The 16,516-nt window shown below is 63.8% G+C and carries 12 protein-coding genes; 6 read left to right on the top strand and 6 right to left on the bottom strand.

Going from position 1 to position 16,516, the window contains the following annotated elements; genetic code table 11:
- Nucleotide 1 precedes the first annotated feature (1 nt).
- The 3 genes from MOV80_RS19585 to MOV80_RS19575 all read left to right on the top strand — a co-directional run bounded on the left by MOV80_RS19585 (nt 2) and on the right by MOV80_RS19575 (nt 4,181).
- Nucleotides 2-1,333 carry an HlyD family efflux transporter periplasmic adaptor subunit gene (locus MOV80_RS19585; RefSeq protein WP_118266331.1) on the top strand — a complete coding sequence of 444 codons (1,332 nt, stop codon included), beginning with the start codon at nt 2-4 and terminating at the stop codon, nt 1,331-1,333.
- 2 nt (nt 1,334-1,335) lie between these two features.
- Nucleotides 1,336-3,444 (top strand): HlyD family efflux transporter periplasmic adaptor subunit, encoded by a 2,109-nt coding sequence (locus MOV80_RS19580; protein WP_233423382.1) that lies wholly within the window; start codon nt 1,336-1,338, stop codon nt 3,442-3,444.
- A gap of 200 nt (nt 3,445-3,644) precedes the next feature.
- The gene (locus MOV80_RS19575; RefSeq protein WP_043594626.1) at nt 3,645-4,181 is read left to right on the top strand and encodes a GNAT family N-acetyltransferase; all 537 of its coding nucleotides are present in this window, start codon (nt 3,645-3,647) and stop codon (nt 4,179-4,181) included.
- 84 nt (nt 4,182-4,265) lie between these two features.
- Here MOV80_RS19575 and MOV80_RS19570 read toward each other — a convergent pair whose 3' ends face one another.
- On the bottom strand, nt 4,266-4,598 hold the full coding sequence (locus MOV80_RS19570; RefSeq protein WP_019104297.1) for a hypothetical protein: 333 nt from the start codon (nt 4,596-4,598) through the stop codon (nt 4,266-4,268).
- Nucleotides 4,599-4,677: 79 nt separating this feature from the next.
- Entirely contained in the window at nt 4,678-5,265 is a 588-nt protein-coding gene (locus MOV80_RS19565) for a tail fiber protein (protein WP_019104296.1), read from the bottom strand.
- Between the two features lie 323 nt (nt 5,266-5,588).
- Here MOV80_RS19565 and MOV80_RS19560 point away from each other — a divergent pair, with 323 nt between their 5' ends.
- Complete coding sequence (locus MOV80_RS19560) at nt 5,589-7,859, top strand: DNA internalization-related competence protein ComEC/Rec2 (protein WP_118266333.1); 2,271 nt, start codon at nt 5,589-5,591, stop codon at nt 7,857-7,859.
- Between the two features lie 52 nt (nt 7,860-7,911).
- Here MOV80_RS19560 and MOV80_RS19555 read toward each other — a convergent pair whose 3' ends face one another.
- From MOV80_RS19555 to MOV80_RS19540, 4 genes are all read right to left on the bottom strand, one after another.
- Nucleotides 7,912-8,805 (bottom strand): response regulator, encoded by an 894-nt coding sequence (locus MOV80_RS19555; protein ID WP_043594632.1) that lies wholly within the window; start codon nt 8,803-8,805, stop codon nt 7,912-7,914.
- Nucleotides 8,780-11,368, bottom strand: coding sequence for an ATP-binding protein (locus MOV80_RS19550; protein WP_052052312.1), 2,589 nt, complete (start codon nt 11,366-11,368; stop codon nt 8,780-8,782). Before MOV80_RS19550 ends, MOV80_RS19555 begins: the two co-directional genes overlap by 26 nt.
- 45 nt (nt 11,369-11,413) lie before the next feature.
- Nucleotides 11,414-12,196, bottom strand: coding sequence for a ParA family protein (locus MOV80_RS19545; protein ID WP_039755317.1), 783 nt, complete (start codon nt 12,194-12,196; stop codon nt 11,414-11,416).
- 130 nt (nt 12,197-12,326) lie between these two features.
- Complete coding sequence (locus MOV80_RS19540; RefSeq protein WP_019102160.1) at nt 12,327-12,809, bottom strand: surface-adhesin E family protein; 483 nt, start codon at nt 12,807-12,809, stop codon at nt 12,327-12,329.
- A 381-nt stretch (nt 12,810-13,190) separates the two neighbouring features.
- On the opposite strand from MOV80_RS19540, the gene recQ reads away from it, so the two are divergent.
- Nucleotides 13,191-14,996: a DNA helicase RecQ gene (recQ, locus tag MOV80_RS19535; RefSeq protein ID WP_019102159.1), complete on the top strand. Its 1,806-nt coding sequence runs from the start codon at nt 13,191-13,193 to the stop codon at nt 14,994-14,996.
- 84 nt (nt 14,997-15,080) lie between these two features.
- Nucleotides 15,081-16,298 carry a bifunctional glutamate N-acetyltransferase/amino-acid acetyltransferase ArgJ gene (gene argJ, locus MOV80_RS19530; RefSeq protein ID WP_019102158.1) on the top strand — a complete coding sequence of 406 codons (1,218 nt, stop codon included), beginning with the start codon at nt 15,081-15,083 and terminating at the stop codon, nt 16,296-16,298.
- Nucleotides 16,299-16,516 lie beyond the last annotated feature (218 nt).

Raw genomic sequence — 16,516 nt, 5'->3', positions numbered from 1 at the left:
CATGGGGCACGCCGATAGAAGCCGGGAACTGGCCGGCCTGCTGCAGCTGCTGCACCGCGCGCGCGACGCGGTCAGCGCAGAGCAGTTGGGTTTCATCATCGTCAACGAAAGCCAGCAATTGCTGCCATACCGCCAGGCGGCGGTATGGCGCGAGGGCCTGCATCGCCATGTGACCGCATTGTCCGGCCTGGCGGAGCTGGATCCCACCGCGCCTTACATGCAATGGCTGTCCCGCGTCTTCCGCCATTTGGCGGAGGCCGGCGGGCAGGAAGCCGGACAGGACAGCCGCTTGCTCGAAGCCGGCGACCTGCCGACGGCGCTGGCCGAGGATTGGTCTTCCTGGCTGCCGGCCCACGCGCTGTGGCTGCCCCTGGGCGAGCAGGGCGCCTGGCTGCTGGCGCGGGAAATGCCGTGGAGCGATTACGAGCGCAAGCTGGCGGAAGAGTTGGCTCATGGCTATGGCCATGCGCTGCTGCGCTTCGCGCCCAGACGCAACTGGCGGGAGCTGGCGGGACAATGGCTGAGGCCCGGCCGCAAGCAGAGGAGGTTGCTCATCGCGGCGCTGTTGCTGGCCTGTATGCCGATACGCCTCAGCGTGCTGGCGCGCGGGGAGGTGACGCCGCAAAACCCGGTGCTGCTGCGCGCGCCGCTTAGCGGCGTCATCGACCGCATCCAGGTGCAACCCAACCAGCGAGTCAAGGCCGGCGACCCCTTGTTTGATCTGGACGCCACCTCGCTGGCCGGTCAGTTCGCCATGGCCGCGCGCGAGCGAGACGCCGCGCAGGAAAGCTTTCGGGCCAGCGCCCAACTGGCGGTCACCGACGACAAGGGCAAGCTGGCCATGGCGCAGGACCGCGCCAAGCTCGAAGAAAAAAGCATCGCCGCCGAATACACCGGCCTGGAGTTGCAAAGATTGCACGTCACCGCGCCCAGCGCCGGCGTAGTGGTGTTTTCCGATTGCAACGACTGGCAGGGCAAGGCGGTGACGGTAGGTGAAAAAGTGATGACCCTGGCGGACCCCGCCCATGTGGAACTGGCCGCCTGGCTGCCGGCGGCGGAGGCCATAGACGTGGCCCCCGGCGGCAAGATCACCCTCTATCCCAATGCCTCGCCCACCGAGTCCTATGACGCCGAAATCATCCGCGTCGCTTATAAGGCCGAGGCGGTGGAGGGCGGCCTGCTCGCTTACCGGCTGCAAGCCCGCTTCGTTGACGGCGACAAGCCGCGGTTGGGGCAGATGGGCACCGCCCGTGTCTACGGCGACTGGGTGCCGCTGATTTATTACGCTTTGCGCAGGCCGCTGACCGCCGCGCGGCAATGGCTGGGGTGGTGAGCATGCCATCTCCCGCCTTGCCCGCGCTGCGTCAGGAGCTGACGTTGCATCCCGGCCCGGTGCTGGCCGACGGCGCGCCCAGTTGGACCTTGCACGATCCCTGCGCTCACCGCTTCTATCAATTGGGCTGGGCCAGTTTCGAAATCCTGTCGCGTTGGCGGCTGGGCACCGCCGAGGCGGTGCTGCAAGCCGTCAATGCCGAAACCACGCTGCAACTTGGCGCTGAAGACATCGAAGCGGTGCTGTTGTTCTTGTCCCGCCATCAACTGCTGCAGGCCGCCAGCGTCGAGCAGAACGGCTGGCTGTGGCAGTTGCGCGAGGCCAACCGCCCCAGCCGCGCGATGTGGCTGTTGAAGAATTACCTGTTCTTCCGGGTGCCGCTGTTGAGGCCGGAGGCCCTGCTCAATCGCCTGCTGCCGTGGACCGGCTGGCTGTTCCATCCGCGTTTCTGGCTGGCGATGGGAGCGGTGCTGCTGCTGGCGTTGGCGTTGGTGTCCCGGCGCTGGGACGAGTTCACTCATACTTTTTCCGCCTATGGCGGGGTCAGCGCCGCCATAGGCATCGGCGTGTCGCTGAGCCTGGCCAAAATCCTGCACGAAATGGGGCATGCGCTGACCGCGCGCCACTTCGGTTGCCGGGTGCCGGCCATGGGCGTGGCGTTTCTGGTGATGATGCCGGTGCTCTACACCGACACCAACGACGCGTGGAAGCTGAACTCGCGCCGTCAACGGCTGCTGATCGGCGGCGCCGGCATGCTGGCGGAGCTGGTTCTGGCCGCTTGGGCCACTTTATTGTGGAGCTTCTTGCCGGACGGCCCATTGCGAGCCGGGGTTTTCCTGTTGGCCACTACCACTTGGCTGGCGACGTTGGCGATCAACGCCAGCCCCTTCATGCGCTTTGACGGTTATTTTTTGCTGGCGGATTATCTTGGTTTGCCCAACCTGCATAACCGCGCTTTCGCGCTGGCGCGCTGGCAGTTGCGCAAAACCTTGTTGGGTCTGGACGACCCAGTGCCGGAGCACTTCCCGGCCGCGCGCCGACGCGGGCTGATTCTGTTCGCGTGGGCCACCTGGCTGTACCGGTTGGTGTTGTTTCTTTCCATCGCCTTCCTGGTCTACCACTTGTTCTTCAAGGCCTTGGGCATGCTGTTGCTGGCGGTGGAGCTGGGATGGTTCATCGCCCGTCCGGTGGTGGGCGAACTGATGGTGTGGTGGCAGCGCCGAACCGATCTGCGCTGGGGCCGCGCAACCCGTCGCAGCGCCGCGGCCTTGCTGGTTCTGACGCTGGCGCTGATTCTGCCGTGGCAGCGCGAGGTGGCCAGCCCGGCGGTGCTGGGCGCCTTGCAGTCCCAGGGTCTGTACGCGCCGGCGGCAGGCGAGGTGGCCGAAGTGTTGGTGCGCGACGGCCAACTGGTCAAGGCGGGGCAGATCATGGCCAGACTCAGCTCGCCGATGCTGGAGGCGCAACTGGCGCTGGCCGGCGCTCGCGAGAGAGATTTGGCCTGGCAGACCGCGCAGCAACCATTCGACCTGGAGCTGCAACAGCGTGGTCCCGCCTTGCGCAAGCAATGGCAGGTGGCGCAGGAACAAGTGGCCGCTTTGCGCCAGCAAATGGCCAGGCTCACCCTGGCGGCGCCTTTCTCCGGTCGGGTCGTGGACGTCAGCGACGCGCTGCGCGCCGGCACCGCGCTGGCCGAGGGCGAGCACCTGCTGGACGTGGTGGGGCCCGACGGGGTCAAGGGCGAAGCCTTTGTAGAGGAGGCGGCGCTGAACGGACTCAAGCCGGGGCATGTCGCCCGCTTCGTCGCCGACGGAGGAGAGTTTTGGAGCGTGGAATGCAGGCTGGGCCAGATCGACAGGCTTAATCTGCCCTTGCTGGATCAGCCCTTGCTGGCCTCCACCTATGGCGGGCCGGTTCCCACCGAGCAACGGGACCGCGGCCTGGTGCCGCTGGCGGCCACCTTCCGCGTGCGCCTGGAGCGCTGCGACCGCCGCGGCGCGCCGCTGCGGGAACTGGCCGGCGTGGCGAGGCTGCAAGGCGAGCGTTACAGCTTGCTGGAACGCGGGGCGCGTCAGTTGCTGGCGGTGTTTCGCCGGGAAGCGGGGTTGTAAGAGCCTGTTCAATGCCTGCTGCGCGTCGTGAAACGTGACACGGTGAGTACAGCTTCAGAATGCTCATGTACCACGCGTACATTCTGTTTTCTCAGTCGTTTTCGCCTGATTTGCAAGACCTTGCGCGCGTTGGCGCGTAGAACGAAACGGGCGCGCCGCCGGCGCGTCCCGCAACAGGTTTTGGAAAGGAGCCGTTCATCATGTCCTCATTCTTGAACACTTCCTCGCTGGCCGAAGGCCTGCATCTGCGCCCGGCGCGGCATCTCGACGAGGCCTTCATTGCCGGCCTCTACCGCAGCGCCCGCCCTGACTTGCAGCTGATAGACGGAGAGGAGGAACTGATCCGCACCGTACAGGAACAGCAATACCAGGTGCTGCAACGCGGCGCGGGTGACAACTACCCGGATGCGATGCACTTCGTCATCGAAAAAACCGGAGCCAGCGTCGGCGTGGTGATGGTGGATTTCGGCCATAACGAAGTACGCATCATCTTCCTGGCCATGGTGCCGGAAGCGCGCGGCCTGGGTTACGGCAAGGAGGTGCTGATGGGCTTGCAGCAGGCGGCCTGGCAAGTGCGCGCGCCGTTGGCGGTCGTGGTTTGGCACAGCAATGTGCAAGCGCGCCGGCTCTATCACCAATTGGGTTTTGTGCTGGAAGAAGCCGGCGACATGGCGGACAAGCTGGTGTGGCGGCCCGAGCGCCACTCGCCGCGGGGCGAGGCGCGGGCGGGTTTGTAATATTTCGCCGGGCGAGCCGTGCGGCCGGAGTCTTCGTCCTTTTTCTTCGTCCGCCGGCCGCCCATGGGCTGTTGGCGGGCCGGCTCAATTGAACGGCAGCTGGAAGTAGGCCAGCGCCGGGTCGCGTCCGGCGGGAATCACCCGGCCTATCCACACCAGATCCAGGCGGATGGCGTCGCTGTGCTCGGTGGCGGGCAGTTCCAGTTGGCCCACTGCGTCCTCCAGATCGGTGGCGCCTTCGGCTGCCAGTTCCACCACAAAAGGAGTGCGCCGCGCGGTCTGGTGCGGCGATTGAGCCTGCGGCCGCAGCTTCACGGCCTGCACTTGCAGCGAAATATCGGGATGTTGCGGGTTGCGGAAGATGCAGTGCTTGCCGAGCAGATGCATGAAATCTTCGGCTTGGACGGTGGCGAGCATGGCGAGATCCCCTGAAGACAAAGGCCGCCGCCCCTGCGCGGAGAGGCGGCCGGAAGCGGCGCAACGCCGCGTATTGTGATTATGGACGAACCGGATACAGGCCGTTGATGGCGATACAGAAATTCAGCGCCAGGAAGGGGTTGAGCACGCTGACCGGAGCGTTGCCGCCGGTCAGATCGGTATTGCCGGTGGCGGACAAGCCCTGCACCGAAACCGGATTGTTGAGCGCCGTGGACCAGATGGTGGCCAAGCCGGTGCCGGCGCCGGAAGCGCCCAAGTAGGGGTTGCTGGCGCTGGGCGCGCTGGCCGGGGTGGCCGGCGTTGGCGTGCCGGCGGCGTGGAAGGTCACCGCCATGGAGGTGGCGGTATGGGAGTGAGCCGGCAAGTTGGCCACGCTGAGCGCCACGTTTTGGGTACCGCCGAACTGGCCCGGGTTGTAGGCAGGCAGATTATAGGCGGGCTGGGCGGGACCGGTGCCAATGGCCATGCGGCCGGTCAGGTTGGGCAGCTTGAAGTTTTGCGACGCGGTGCCGCCGTAGAGCGTGCCCAGCAGCGAGTACAAGGCTTCGTACTGCGATACCTGATAGGTCTGGCCCTGGCACAGCGCCCAGTCTTGCGGCGCGTAATTGAAGCCGTAGACCGTAATGGTGCCCATGTATGCGTCCATGTGTTCCTCCTGAGAGTGATCCGCCTGGCGGCCGCCAGATGGGAAAACTGTGTTTAAAGTGAGGCCGGCTGCCGCGCTTGAGACCGCTCGGGGCCAAGCGGGGCTTCGCGGCGACCGGGCGTTTTTGAAAGCGCTTGTCCTAGGTGTAGCCCAGCGCCCTGTTAATGCAATACGCATTTGTACTTGTTATTTTTTTGATATTTATCTGCTATGAGTGCGATTTTTGCGTGCGGAAAATACATATTGCATGAAGAGGGGCCGGTAGTTTAGTGAATGTGTTTAATAGATTGCGATGGCGCGGCATCGCTGTCTAAGATGCCGGCATGCCTGTCTTGATCGCACTGCTATGCGGTATTGCTATTTGCGCCGCCTTGCCGGCCTTGCCCGCCGCGACGGGGTGTCTGGGCCTGGCTGTGGGCACCGCGGCGCTGGCGGCTTGCCTGCCGTTGAGGACTCGGCCTTGGGCCGCCCTGATTCCAGCCTTCCTGCTGGGCTTGGGCTACGCCGCCTGGCGCGCCGACTACCGTATGGCGCAGCAACTGCCGGCCGACTGGCAGCAGCGGTCCATCGTCTTCGTCGGCGAGGTGCGCGGCCTGCCGCAGGCCGGCGAGTATGGAACGCGGCTGATCATGGAGGTGGAGCGCACGCTGACGCCGGGCGTCAACTTGCCGCAAACCGTGCGGCTTACGGATTTTCTTCAGCGCGATTGGCCGACGGGCAGCCGCTGGCGGGCGGAAGCGCGCTTCAAGCGCAGCCGCGGCACGGCCAATCCATTCGGTTTCGACGTTGAACAATGGCAGTGGTCGGAAGGCGTGTTGGCCAGCGGTTCGTTGAGACCGGGCGAGCGCCGGCTGGAGGACAGCCGCGCGCCGCTGGCCTGGGTGGATCGCGCGCGCGCCGCCTTGGTGGCGCGCATAGAGGGGGTGTTGGGCGAATCGCGCGAAGCGGCCCTGATCGCCGCGTTGACGGTGGGCGCGCAGCAACGCGTGGCGCGAGAGGATTGGGGTTTGTTCGCCGCCACCGGTCTGACGCATCTGGTTTCGATCTCCGGCCTGCACATCACCATGCTGGCGGGTTTGGCGGCGGCGGCGCTGGCCTGCTTGTCGCGAAGGCTGCCAGTTTTGGGCTTTCCGCCGCGCTTGCTGATCGCCGGCGGGGCTTTTCTGACGGCGGCGGCCTATGCCTTGCTGGCCGGTTTTTCGGTGCCGACCCAGCGCACGCTGTTCATGTTGGGCGTCGGACTGGCCTCCCTTTGCCTGCGGCGCGGCTTGTCGCCGTTTCGCATCTGGTGGCTGGCCTTGGCGGTGGTCTTGCTGATGGATCCTTTCTGCGTGCTGGCGCCTGGCGTCTGGCTGTCTTTCGGCCTGGTGGCCGCCTTGATGGCCAGTTCCATCGCCAGACGCCGCGCGCCGGGCAAATGGCGGGCGGCGTTGGCGGGACAGTGGGCGGCGGGCGTATGCACGCTGGCGCCGCTGGCTTGGTGGTTCGGCGGCATTCCGCTGGTGTCGCCGCTGGCCAACGCGCTGGGCATCCCCTATGTGTCGCTGTTGCTGACGCCGCTGGCTTTGGCCGCCGCCTTGTTGCCGCTGGAGTGGCCGCTGCATTTAGCCGCTTGGCTGGTGCGCGGTTTTTACTGGGGGGTGGAATGGTTCGCGCAAGCGCCGGCCTTGTCTTTGGCCGGGACGCCTCTGCCGCTGTTCTTGCTGGCCTTGCTTGGGTCGGTGTGGCTGATCGCCCCGCGAGGCGTGCCGGGACGAGGGTTGGCGGCTTTGATGTTGCTGCCGATGTTGGCTTATCAGCCCCCGCCGCCGGCACAGGGGGAATTCCGCGCCACCATGCTGGATGTGGGTCAGGGCCTGGCGGTGCTGGTGCAAACCCGGAACCGTTCCTTGTTGTTCGATACCGGTCTTGGCGGGGCGGAGAGAATCCTGTTGCCGCAGTTGCGAGGCTTGGGGGTGAAGGAGCTGGATGGCTTGGTGCTGTCGCATCACCATAGTGACCACGACGGCGCCGCCGCCGAGCTGGCTGCGGCCTTGCCGGTGGGGCGGGTGTTGGCCGGCCAGCCGGAGTCCTTGCCGGGGCTGGGGTTGAGCGGCGACGGCTGCCGCCCTGGACAGAGCTGGGCATGGGACGGGGTGCGTTTCGATGTGCTGGGTCCGCCGGACGCGGCTCCGGCCAATGACGAGAACGCGCAGAGCTGTATTTTGCGAGTGGCCGGCATGAAACACGCGCTCTTGCTCAGCGGCGATGCGCCGGAGGCGGTGGAGCGTATGTTGGCCGCTCAGCCTGGGCTGCGCCTGCGCAGCACGGTGTTGGCCGCCGGCCACCATGGCAGCCGCACCTCCACCGGGGCCGCCTGGTTGGCGGCGGCGCAGCCGGAAGTGGTCTTGATCAGCGCCGGTTACCTGAACCGTTACCGCCATCCGCATCCGTCTGTACTGAGGCGGGTGGAGGAGGCTGGCGTCGCCGTGCTGCGCACCGATCTGGACGGCGCGCTGTCCTTGGAGTTCGGCGACGGGGTGGAGTGGACCTGCCTGCGCGACAGCCAACGCCGTTATTGGCGCGAGCGCGGCGATTGCGGCGAGCCGCCTTGAGTCTGTCGCCTGGCGGATTCATGGGGGCGCCGCCGCAGCATGGCGCTGATTCTTAGCCCTCGCTGTTGACGTGGGCCACCACGATATTGCCCCGCCCCTGGTAGTGCAGGCCGTCGAAGGACAGCTTGCGGGCGATCAGGATGCCGCGACCGTGGCTGGACATCAGCGAGGCGGGCTCGGCGTTCTGGTAACGCTCCCAATCGAAGCCCGCGCCCATGTCGCTGATAGTGAAGCGCATTTGCTCGGGCTCGCGGCTGAAATCCACGCAGACCTGGCGCAGCCCTAGCTCCGGATCCTGCATGCGGCGAGCCAGCTCGGCCTCCCACTGCCCTTCGGCCATGTAGTGGCTTTTTTCGTCGAAGCTGATGTCCAGGTTGCCGTGCTCAATGGCGTTGACCAGTAGCTCGAACAAACCGGTGGCCACTCGCTCCGGGTGGGCGCAGGTTTTGGCCAACAGGGCGGTGACGGTTTGGGCTTCCTTGTGGCTGCGGCAGGTGAAGGAGGCTTTGTTCAGATGACGCAAGGCGTCTACGTGCAGATTGGCCAGCTCGCGGAAATGGGCGTAGCGGTCCCAGTGACCTATCGCCGCTTCGACGATGGCCAGCAGCATGTCACGGGAAAACGGTTTGGTCAGATAGTAGAAGGCGCCTGCGGCCAGCCCTTCCTGCACGCTGGAGGCCGCCCCCATGGCGGTTTGCATGATGACCGGCAAAAACTCAAGCCGCGGTTCGCTTTTGATGCGTTTGAGCACGTCGAAACCGCTGATGCCGGGCATCATCTTGTCCAGCAGGACGGTGGAGAAAGTTTCGCCTTCGCGTTGTAAGATGGCCAGCGCGGTTTCTCCGTCCTCGGCCTGGACCACTTCGTGGCCGGCGTCCTGCAGCAGCTCGGCCATCAGCTCCAGATTGAAGGGTTCGTCGTCAACGAGCAGTAGTTTGTGGGGCATGGTTGGTGTCCTCCGTGGCGCCGGCCGGCCGGGTGCGCGGAATGATGAAGGTGAACAGCGCGCCGTGTGTCGGCAAATTGCTCGCGAAGATGTGCCCATGGTGGGCGGTGATGATTTCGCGGCAAATGGCCAGCCCCAGGCCGGTGCCGCCGGCGCCGGTCTTGGTGCTGCTGCTCTGGATGAATTTGTCGAAAATGCTTTCCAGCTCGGATGCAGGCACGCCGGGACCGGCGTCCTCCACGGTGACGAGAATGTTCTCGCCGTCAGGGTCCTGGCGCAGACAAGCGTTGACGCCTATTTCACCGCCGCGGGGGCTGAACTTGATGGCGTTGGACAACAGGTTGCGCATCACTTGGCCTATGCGGAAGGGATCGATGTCGGCGTTCAGCGGTTCTGGCGAGCAGTTCAGGTCGATGCGGATTTCGTTGAGCGCGGCAAGCGGCGTCATTTCGTCGCAGATATCGTGCAGGCATTGGCACAGATTGTTGCGGCTTATGGTGTATTCCATGCGACCCACTTCCATCTTGGCCAGGTCGAGCAAATCGTTGAGCAGTGTCAGCAGCCGGTTGCCGCTGCTCTGAATGCGGCTGAAGTATTGCGCCATCTTGTCGTCGTTCTGCCCGCGTGAGCGGGCCTGACCCATTTCGGTAAAGCCGAGGATGGCGTGCAGCGGCGTGCGCAGCTCATGGGACATATTGGCCAGGAATTCGGTTTTGGCGCGGCTGTTTTCCTCGGCCAGCACTTTGGCATGGCGCAGGGTTTCCTCCAGAGCGCGCTGAGCGGAAAAGTCCTGGTACAGCCAGATGGTGCCGAGCTTGGGCACCGAGGGGTTGATGGCCTTGCCATACAGCCGGCACCAGAACAGCTTGCCGGTGCCAGTGCGCAGCCTTTGTTCGGTCTGCACCACCTTGCCGTCGTTGAGCAGGCTGTACAGCGCTTTGCCAGTGCGCTCCCATTGTTCCGGCGATTCAAAGAAGGGCATCGTGCTGTGGCCCAGGATAGCTTCCTCGCGTTGCTCGAACAGGTCGAGGAAGGCGCGGTTCACCTGGAGCAGGTTGCGGTCCACGATGTAGGCCATCGCCATCGGGCTGGCGTCCAGCAGCGCGGACAGCTGGCGGCTTTGCACTTCCACCTGCTCGGCCAGGCTGTTTTTCAGCTCGATCAGCGCCGCTTCTTGTTCCTTGCGGATGGAAATGTCGCGGCAGACCACCACGTAGAACCAATCGTCAGGCAAGGTGACCCGGCTGAGCGAGAGCTCCACCGGCAGCAGATGCTCGTCGCTGCGGCGCAAGCTGGCTTCGAAGGGCCGACCTTCATGCTCTTGGGCGATGTGTTCGAAGCTGCGCGCCGGATTGCGGTCGTACAACTCATCCAGCAGTTTGCCTATCGGCAGTTGGCGCACCATGTCTGCCGATTGGCCGATCAAGCGAACAGCCGCCGGGTTGATCTGCAAGACCAGGCCTTGATGGTCTATCAGGATGATGGCGTCGGAACTGGCCTGCAGAATGGCGCGTTGGCGCGCCTCGCTCTGCGCTAGCGCTTGCTCGGACATCACCCTGTCGTTGATTTGCTCGCGCAGCGTGCGTGTATTCATCTCCAGCTGCTGCTGGCTGCGCTTGAGCTGATCCTGCATCCGGCGGCGGGATTGGGCTTGTAGTTGCTGGAACCAGAACATCGCCAGCAAAAAGCCGGCGGTAGTGGCCAGGATGGCCCAGTGGGTCAGACGCATGCCGGGATTGGCCACGCCTTGCGGATAAGCGCCGAACAAGATCTCGTTGCCGCCCAGATTGTGACGAATGGTGTACAAGGGAGGCATGGACGGCAGCGGCCGGGTGGGCTGAGAGTCCAGCAAGGGCGCGTCGGGCTGCTCCTGGGTCCAGGCGACAATGCGCACATGGCGCAAGGGGCTGGCGGTGCCGGGTTCGCGCTGGCTGTCCTGAATCAGCTTGTCCTTGCGCAGATTCAACAGCAGCAGCGTGTTGTCGTCGTTTAGCCGCACCACGATGTCCAGACGGCTGCCGTTGCTGCCGGGCAGCGTGGTCGGCATCAGCACGGGCTGGGTGCTGTGGCGCGCCAGGTCCATTTTGCGGCGGGCATTGCCGACGCCGCCCAGGTCCAGGCCTTGCGGCAAGGCGTTGCTGTCGTCAGGCAGATAACTGGAGATCGGATAGTACAGCGGGCGGCGCGGACTGGGCGCCAGATGCCGGTCCTGGAGCACGCGAATACTATTGGCGACGCGGCTCTCGAACGCCTCGCGCTGCTCCGGGCGCACATATTCGATGATGCCCAGTCCGCCGAACGGCGTATCGTCGCGTATGGTGCTGCGCGCGAGCACGGCCAGAGAGCGTGGTTGGGGGCTGTTGGCCAGGCTTTGCGCCAGCACGGCGGAGTGGTCCAGCATCGCTTGCATTCGCACGCGCAGCAGTTCGGCGCTCAGCTCGCCCCAGTAATGCTGACGGTCGATGAGCTCGGCGCGTTCATCGTTGATCATCAGCCAATATTCGGCGGACAGCAGGCCGACGCTCAGCAGGCCGCTAATCACCAGCGCGCTCAGGCGATTCAAGGAAAGCCGCCTCCGCGCAAGCCGGCAGACGGCGATCCGGGGCGCTTAGGTTCGCCGTCCATCCCGCGCCAGCTCCTGGTAAAGGGCCTCGAACTCGCGCGACAGTTTGTGGCGTGGGTCCAGGTACACCATGGGAAGCGCCGCATCGTGTGACTCCCGGATTTTCACGGATGAAGACAGCGGAGAGGACAGCACCGGCAGGCCTTCTTGCTTAAGTTCCTCCACCAGGCGCACCGGCAAGCTGGCCCGGGCCTGGAACTGGTTGACCACGATGCCTTCAATGAACAGCTCGGGGTTGTGGTCGGCGCGAATTTCCTCGGTGTTCACTTTCAGGTTATAGAGGGCCTGGCGGGAAAAGGCATCGCAGTCGAAGGGAATCAGGCAGCGGTCCGCGGCGATCAAGGCCGAGCGGGTGAAGAAGTTTAAAGCCGGCGGGGTGTCGATCCAGATTTCATCGAACTGGCCGCTCAAACTGTCCAGCGCTTCCTTGAGCTTGAACATTTTGTAGCGCGCCTCCAGTTTGCCCATCAGCTCGGCAAGGTCCGGGTGCGAGGCCAGCAGGCTGAGCCCGGGCAGCGGCGTGGCGCGGACGAAGTCAGACGGCTCCTTGCTGAACATGGAGATATTCAGCATCTGCTCGAACAGGCCGGCCAGCGACGGCGCCTCGTCCCTAGCGGCGGAGCCCATCAGATAATGGCTGGCGTTGCCTTGCGGGTCCAGGTCCACCAACAGCACCCGTTTGCCCTGTTTGGCGGCGACGGCGGCCAGGTTGACGGTAATGGTGGACTTGCCCACCCCCCCTTTTTGATTGAAGACCACTCGTCTAATCGCTTGCATGGGTGCTCCAGGCATGGGGCCGGTTGGGCGGCGGGGCCGCTACGCAGAAGAGGCCCGCTCGCGTTTTGGCGCGACGCGGGGCCGGGCCGCGCCGCGCGCGAGCGGGTAGGGCGAATCGGGTTCAGAACCCCGGGTCGCCCTTGCATACCAGCAACATTTGTTGATAGCTGGCCGAATTCTGCACCACCGGCATAGGTTTTATCTGAGCGTCATTATAGGTGAAGCTGGCGATCTGGCGGCCGTTCTCATCGAACAACACCATGTCCAGCAGGCGGAAAGTGCGTTGCGAGCAGTCTATCTGCCAAGTATTGATCGACACCTTGTGGCGCGGCGTGGACAGGAAGTTTTCCTTCTTCAGATTGAAGATGGTTTTACGGTCTCGGAAACTGACCAGCTGGCCCTGTTTGCGGACCGACAACTTGTCCAGCTCGTTCAGAATGTTGCCGTTGGGGGACACACCCAGGTTTTGCCAATCGGCGTTGGCTGGGCTGGCGCCGGATTGAATAGGCTTGCCGACGGTCGACGGGCTGGGTGCTTTGCTAGGGGCGCTGGCGCAGCCGCTGATCACTGCGGCCGCCAACAGGACGGGCCAAATATTACGCATTGATGCCTCCACGAAATCGTCGGTCAGTGTCGCACAGCGGAAGAAAGGCTCCAAGCCTGGCGCGCGGGGTGGTTCGAGCGGCGCCGCGCTGAGGTTGGTTGCCGGAAGCCTTCGACAGTGCTGCGCCGCAAAAAATCCTCAATGCCATGTAAGTATTTTTTTGCGGGAGAACACCAAAAATAAATGTAAAAAACGGAACTTCGCGAGTGTCCCACAGGTCCATGGTAGTGCGAGAGCATTTTTCCTCTTCGTTTCACATTGTCTCCATCCAACTTTATGGCCGCTGCACTCCAGCGGCCCTTTTTTTGCCCATTGCGCCCGAGACAGGACGCTGCCGGCCACTTGCCGTACAATAGTCCCCTTCTCGCAAGAAGACGGCTTATGCAGGACGCGCTCTCCCTACTCAATAATATCTTCGGCTATCCCGAATTCCGCGGACAGCAAGGGGAGATTGTCGATCATGTCGCCCAGGGCGGCCACGCGCTGGTGCTGATGCCCACCGGCGGCGGCAAAAGCCTCTGTTTTCAGATCCCCGCGCTGATGCGTCCGGGCGTCGCCATCGTGGTGTCGCCGCTGATCGCGCTGATGCAGGACCAAGTGGCCACTCTGGTGGAACAGGGCGTGGCCGCCGCCTGTCTCAATTCCGCCACCCCGCTGGACGAAGCGCGCGACATCGCGCGCCAGGCGCGCGCCGGCTCGCTGGACCTCTTGTACGTGGCGCCGGAGCGCTTGCTGACGCCGCGTTTCCAAGAGTTCGTATCGCAGCTGAACATCAGCCTGTTCGCCATCGACGAAGCGCATTGCGTCAGTCACTGGGGCCATGACTTCCGTCCGGAATACCAGCAATTGGGTTTCCTCGCCGAACGTTTCCCGCAAGTGCCGCGCATCGCCCTGACCGCCACCGCCGACGAACAGACCCGCGCCGACATCATTGATTACTTGAAGCTGCAGGACGCGCGCGTCTTTCTATCCAGCTTCGACCGGCCCAATCTGTTCTACCAAGTGGTGGAAAAGCACAACGCCAAGAAGCAGCTGCTCGACTTCATCCGCAACGAATACCCGGGAAGCGCCGGCATCGTCTACTGCCTGTCGCGCAAGCGCGTGGAAGACACCGCGCAATGGTTGTGCGACAACGGCATTCACGCGCTGCCTTACCACGCCGGCCTCAGCCATCAGCAGCGTGAGACGAATCAGCGCGAATTCCTGCGCGACGAAGGCGTAGTCATGGTGGCCACCGTTGCCTTCGGCATGGGCATAGACAAGCCGGACGTGCGCTTCGTCGCCCATATCGACATGCCCAAGAGTCCGGAGAACTTCTATCAGGAATCCGGCCGCGCTGGCCGCGACGGCCTGCCCGCCGCCAGTTGGCTGTGCTACGGACTCAACGACGTGGTGCAACTGCGGCAAATGATAGAGGGCGGGGAAATGGCCGAACTGCAAAAGCAGGTGGAACTAGGCAAGCTCGAAGCCATGCTGGCTTTCTGCGAAGCCGCGTCCTGCCGCCGTCAGCACATCCTGGCGCATTTCGGCGAACAGAGCCGTCCTTGCGGTCATTGCGACAACTGTCTGCATCCGCCCATCACCTTCGACGCCACCGTGGCGGTGCAAAAGCTGCTGTCCTGCATTTACCGGGTGGAGCAGCGCTTCTCCGCCGGCCATGTGATCGACGTGCTGCTGGGCCGCGCCAATCAAAGCGTTGGCCATTACGGGCACGATAAGCTGTCCACCTTCGGCATCGGCCGCGATTACAACCAACGCGTCTGGCGCTCCATCGTTCGCCAACTGGTGGCGCGCAAGCTGCTGCATGTCGACATCGCCCGCGGCCAATCGCTGGTGTTGAGCGATGAATGCCGCAGCGTGCTCAAAGGCCAGGAAAAAGTCTATCTGCGGCCGGTGGCCGACGACAAAGCGTCGCGCAGCACAGCCGGCGCCGACCGCTGGCTGCGCACCGAACGCGAAGAACGGCTGTGGCAGGCGCTGCGCGGCTGGCGCCGACAAATGGCGGACGAGCACAATGTGCCGGCCTACGCGGTGTTCTCCGACCGCACCTTGCGAGACCTGGTGGAAAAGCATCCGACCTCGCGTGCCGGCCTGGCCAAGGTCTATGGGTTGGGGGAACTCAAGCTGGCGCGCTACGGTGAGGCGCTGCTCGAATTATTGAACGCGGCGGCGGCCGAGGCGGGCTGATCCATCTGCCGTTTTAGTTTCCAGTCCGGCGGAACAAATCCGCTACAATCGATGCGAATAATATTGATTGATCTGGAGCGATAGATGGCAGTAAACCTCAAGCCCATCAGCGGCGAACATCTCTTCCCCATTCCCGGCGTGGAATTGAGCGTCGCCGCCGCCGGCATCAAGAAAGCCGACCGCAACGACGTGTTGGTCATCCGTCTGGACAAGGGCAACACCGTTGCCGGCGTGTTCACCCAAAACCGCTTTTGCGCCGCTCCGGTGCAAATCTGTAAAAAGCATCTGGACGCCGGTGTGCAAATCCGCGCGCTGGTCGTCAACACCGGCAACGCCAACGCCGGCACCGGCGAGCAAGGCCGTAGCGACGCGCTACAAGTCTGCCGGACGCTGGCCGATGAGCTGGGCTGCCAACCCGAACAGATTCTGCCCTTCTCCACCGGCGTGATTCTGGAACCGCTGCCGGTAGACAAGATCGCCGCGGCGCTGCCGGGACGACAAGGCGCGGACTGGGCCGATGCCGCCCGCGCCATCATGACAACGGACACCGCGCCCAAAGCGGTTAGCGCCCGCCTGATGCTGGAAGGCCACCCGGTCAACATCACCGGCATCTCCAAAGGCGCCGGCATGATCCACCCCAATATGGCCACCATGCTGGGCTTCATCGCTACCGACGCCGCGGTAACCCGTCCGGTGCTGCGTCAATTGGTGAAGGAAGTGGCCGATGTTTCCTTTAACTGCATCTCGGTGGACGGTGACACCTCCACCAACGACAGCTTCATCCTGATCTCCACCGGTCAGAGCGGGGGGCCGTTGATCGATTCCCCGCAGCAGGCAGCCTACCAAGCGTTAAAGGCGGAGCTGGTTCAAGTCGCCACGGCATTGGCCCAGGCCATCGTCCGCGACGGAGAGGGCGCCACCAAGTTCATCACGGTCAAAGTTGAGGGCGGCCGCTCGTTCGAAGAATGCAAGGACGTCGCTTACGCCATCGCGCGCTCCCCGCTGGTGAAAACCGCTTTCTTCGCCTCCGATCCCAACCTGGGGCGTCTGCTGTGCGCCATCGGCTACGCTGGGGTGCAGGACCTGGATGTCGATCGCCTGGAACTGTATCTGGACGATGTGCTGGTCGCCGTCAACGGCGGGCGCAATCCTCTATATAAAGAAGAAGACGGCCAGCGCGTGATGGCCCAGCCGGAAATCCTGGTGCGGGTGAACTTGGGACGCGGCGCGGCGGAGGCTACGGTTTGGACCTGCGACTTCTCTTATGATTATGTGAAAATCAATGCGGACTACCGTAGCTGAACAAGGCTTTTGAGCCGTCTTGGCGTGGGCGCCGGCCTGAAAACCGGCGCTCATTTCAGTCAAAGCCCCGGTTTGCGGGGCTTTGACGCATAGGAGTTCCCCCATTGAAGCGAGGTCAGGCAGGACGCACGGAATAAATCATTCCTGCCCGATATGACCGATTCTTTACAAATCAATGGTTTGTAGAGGCTGCTTGCGGAAATGACGGTTTTAATCAA

The organism is Chromobacterium sp. IRSSSOUMB001 (assembly GCF_023507765.1).
Taxonomy (GTDB): Bacteria; Pseudomonadota; Gammaproteobacteria; order Burkholderiales; family Chromobacteriaceae; genus Chromobacterium; species Chromobacterium haemolyticum.
The sequence above is the reverse complement of the archived record's forward strand: the minus strand, read 5'-3'. Positions and strand labels throughout refer to the sequence as shown.

What these genes read in the sequence shown, in the direction of transcription:
- MOV80_RS19580 (WP_233423382.1), top strand. Translation starts at nt 1,336, where the DNA reads ATGCCATCTCCCGCCTTGCCCGCGCTGCGTCAGGAGCTGACGTTGCAT.
- MOV80_RS19565 (WP_019104296.1), bottom strand. Translation starts at nt 5,265, where the DNA reads ATGGACGCATACATGGGCACCATTACGGTCTACGGCTTCAATTACGCG.
- MOV80_RS19560 (WP_118266333.1), top strand. Translation starts at nt 5,589, where the DNA reads ATGCCTGTCTTGATCGCACTGCTATGCGGTATTGCTATTTGCGCCGCC.
- recQ (WP_019102159.1), top strand. Translation starts at nt 13,191, where the DNA reads ATGCAGGACGCGCTCTCCCTACTCAATAATATCTTCGGCTATCCCGAA.
- MOV80_RS19585 (WP_118266331.1), top strand. Translation starts at nt 2, where the DNA reads ATGGGGCACGCCGATAGAAGCCGGGAACTGGCCGGCCTGCTGCAGCTG.
- MOV80_RS19575 (WP_043594626.1), top strand. Translation starts at nt 3,645, where the DNA reads ATGTCCTCATTCTTGAACACTTCCTCGCTGGCCGAAGGCCTGCATCTG.
- argJ (WP_019102158.1), top strand. Translation starts at nt 15,081, where the DNA reads ATGGCAGTAAACCTCAAGCCCATCAGCGGCGAACATCTCTTCCCCATT.
- MOV80_RS19570 (WP_019104297.1), bottom strand. Translation starts at nt 4,598, where the DNA reads ATGCTCGCCACCGTCCAAGCCGAAGATTTCATGCATCTGCTCGGCAAG.
- MOV80_RS19555 (WP_043594632.1), bottom strand. Translation starts at nt 8,805, where the DNA reads ATGCCCCACAAACTACTGCTCGTTGACGACGAACCCTTCAATCTGGAG.
- MOV80_RS19540 (WP_019102160.1), bottom strand. Translation starts at nt 12,809, where the DNA reads ATGCGTAATATTTGGCCCGTCCTGTTGGCGGCCGCAGTGATCAGCGGC.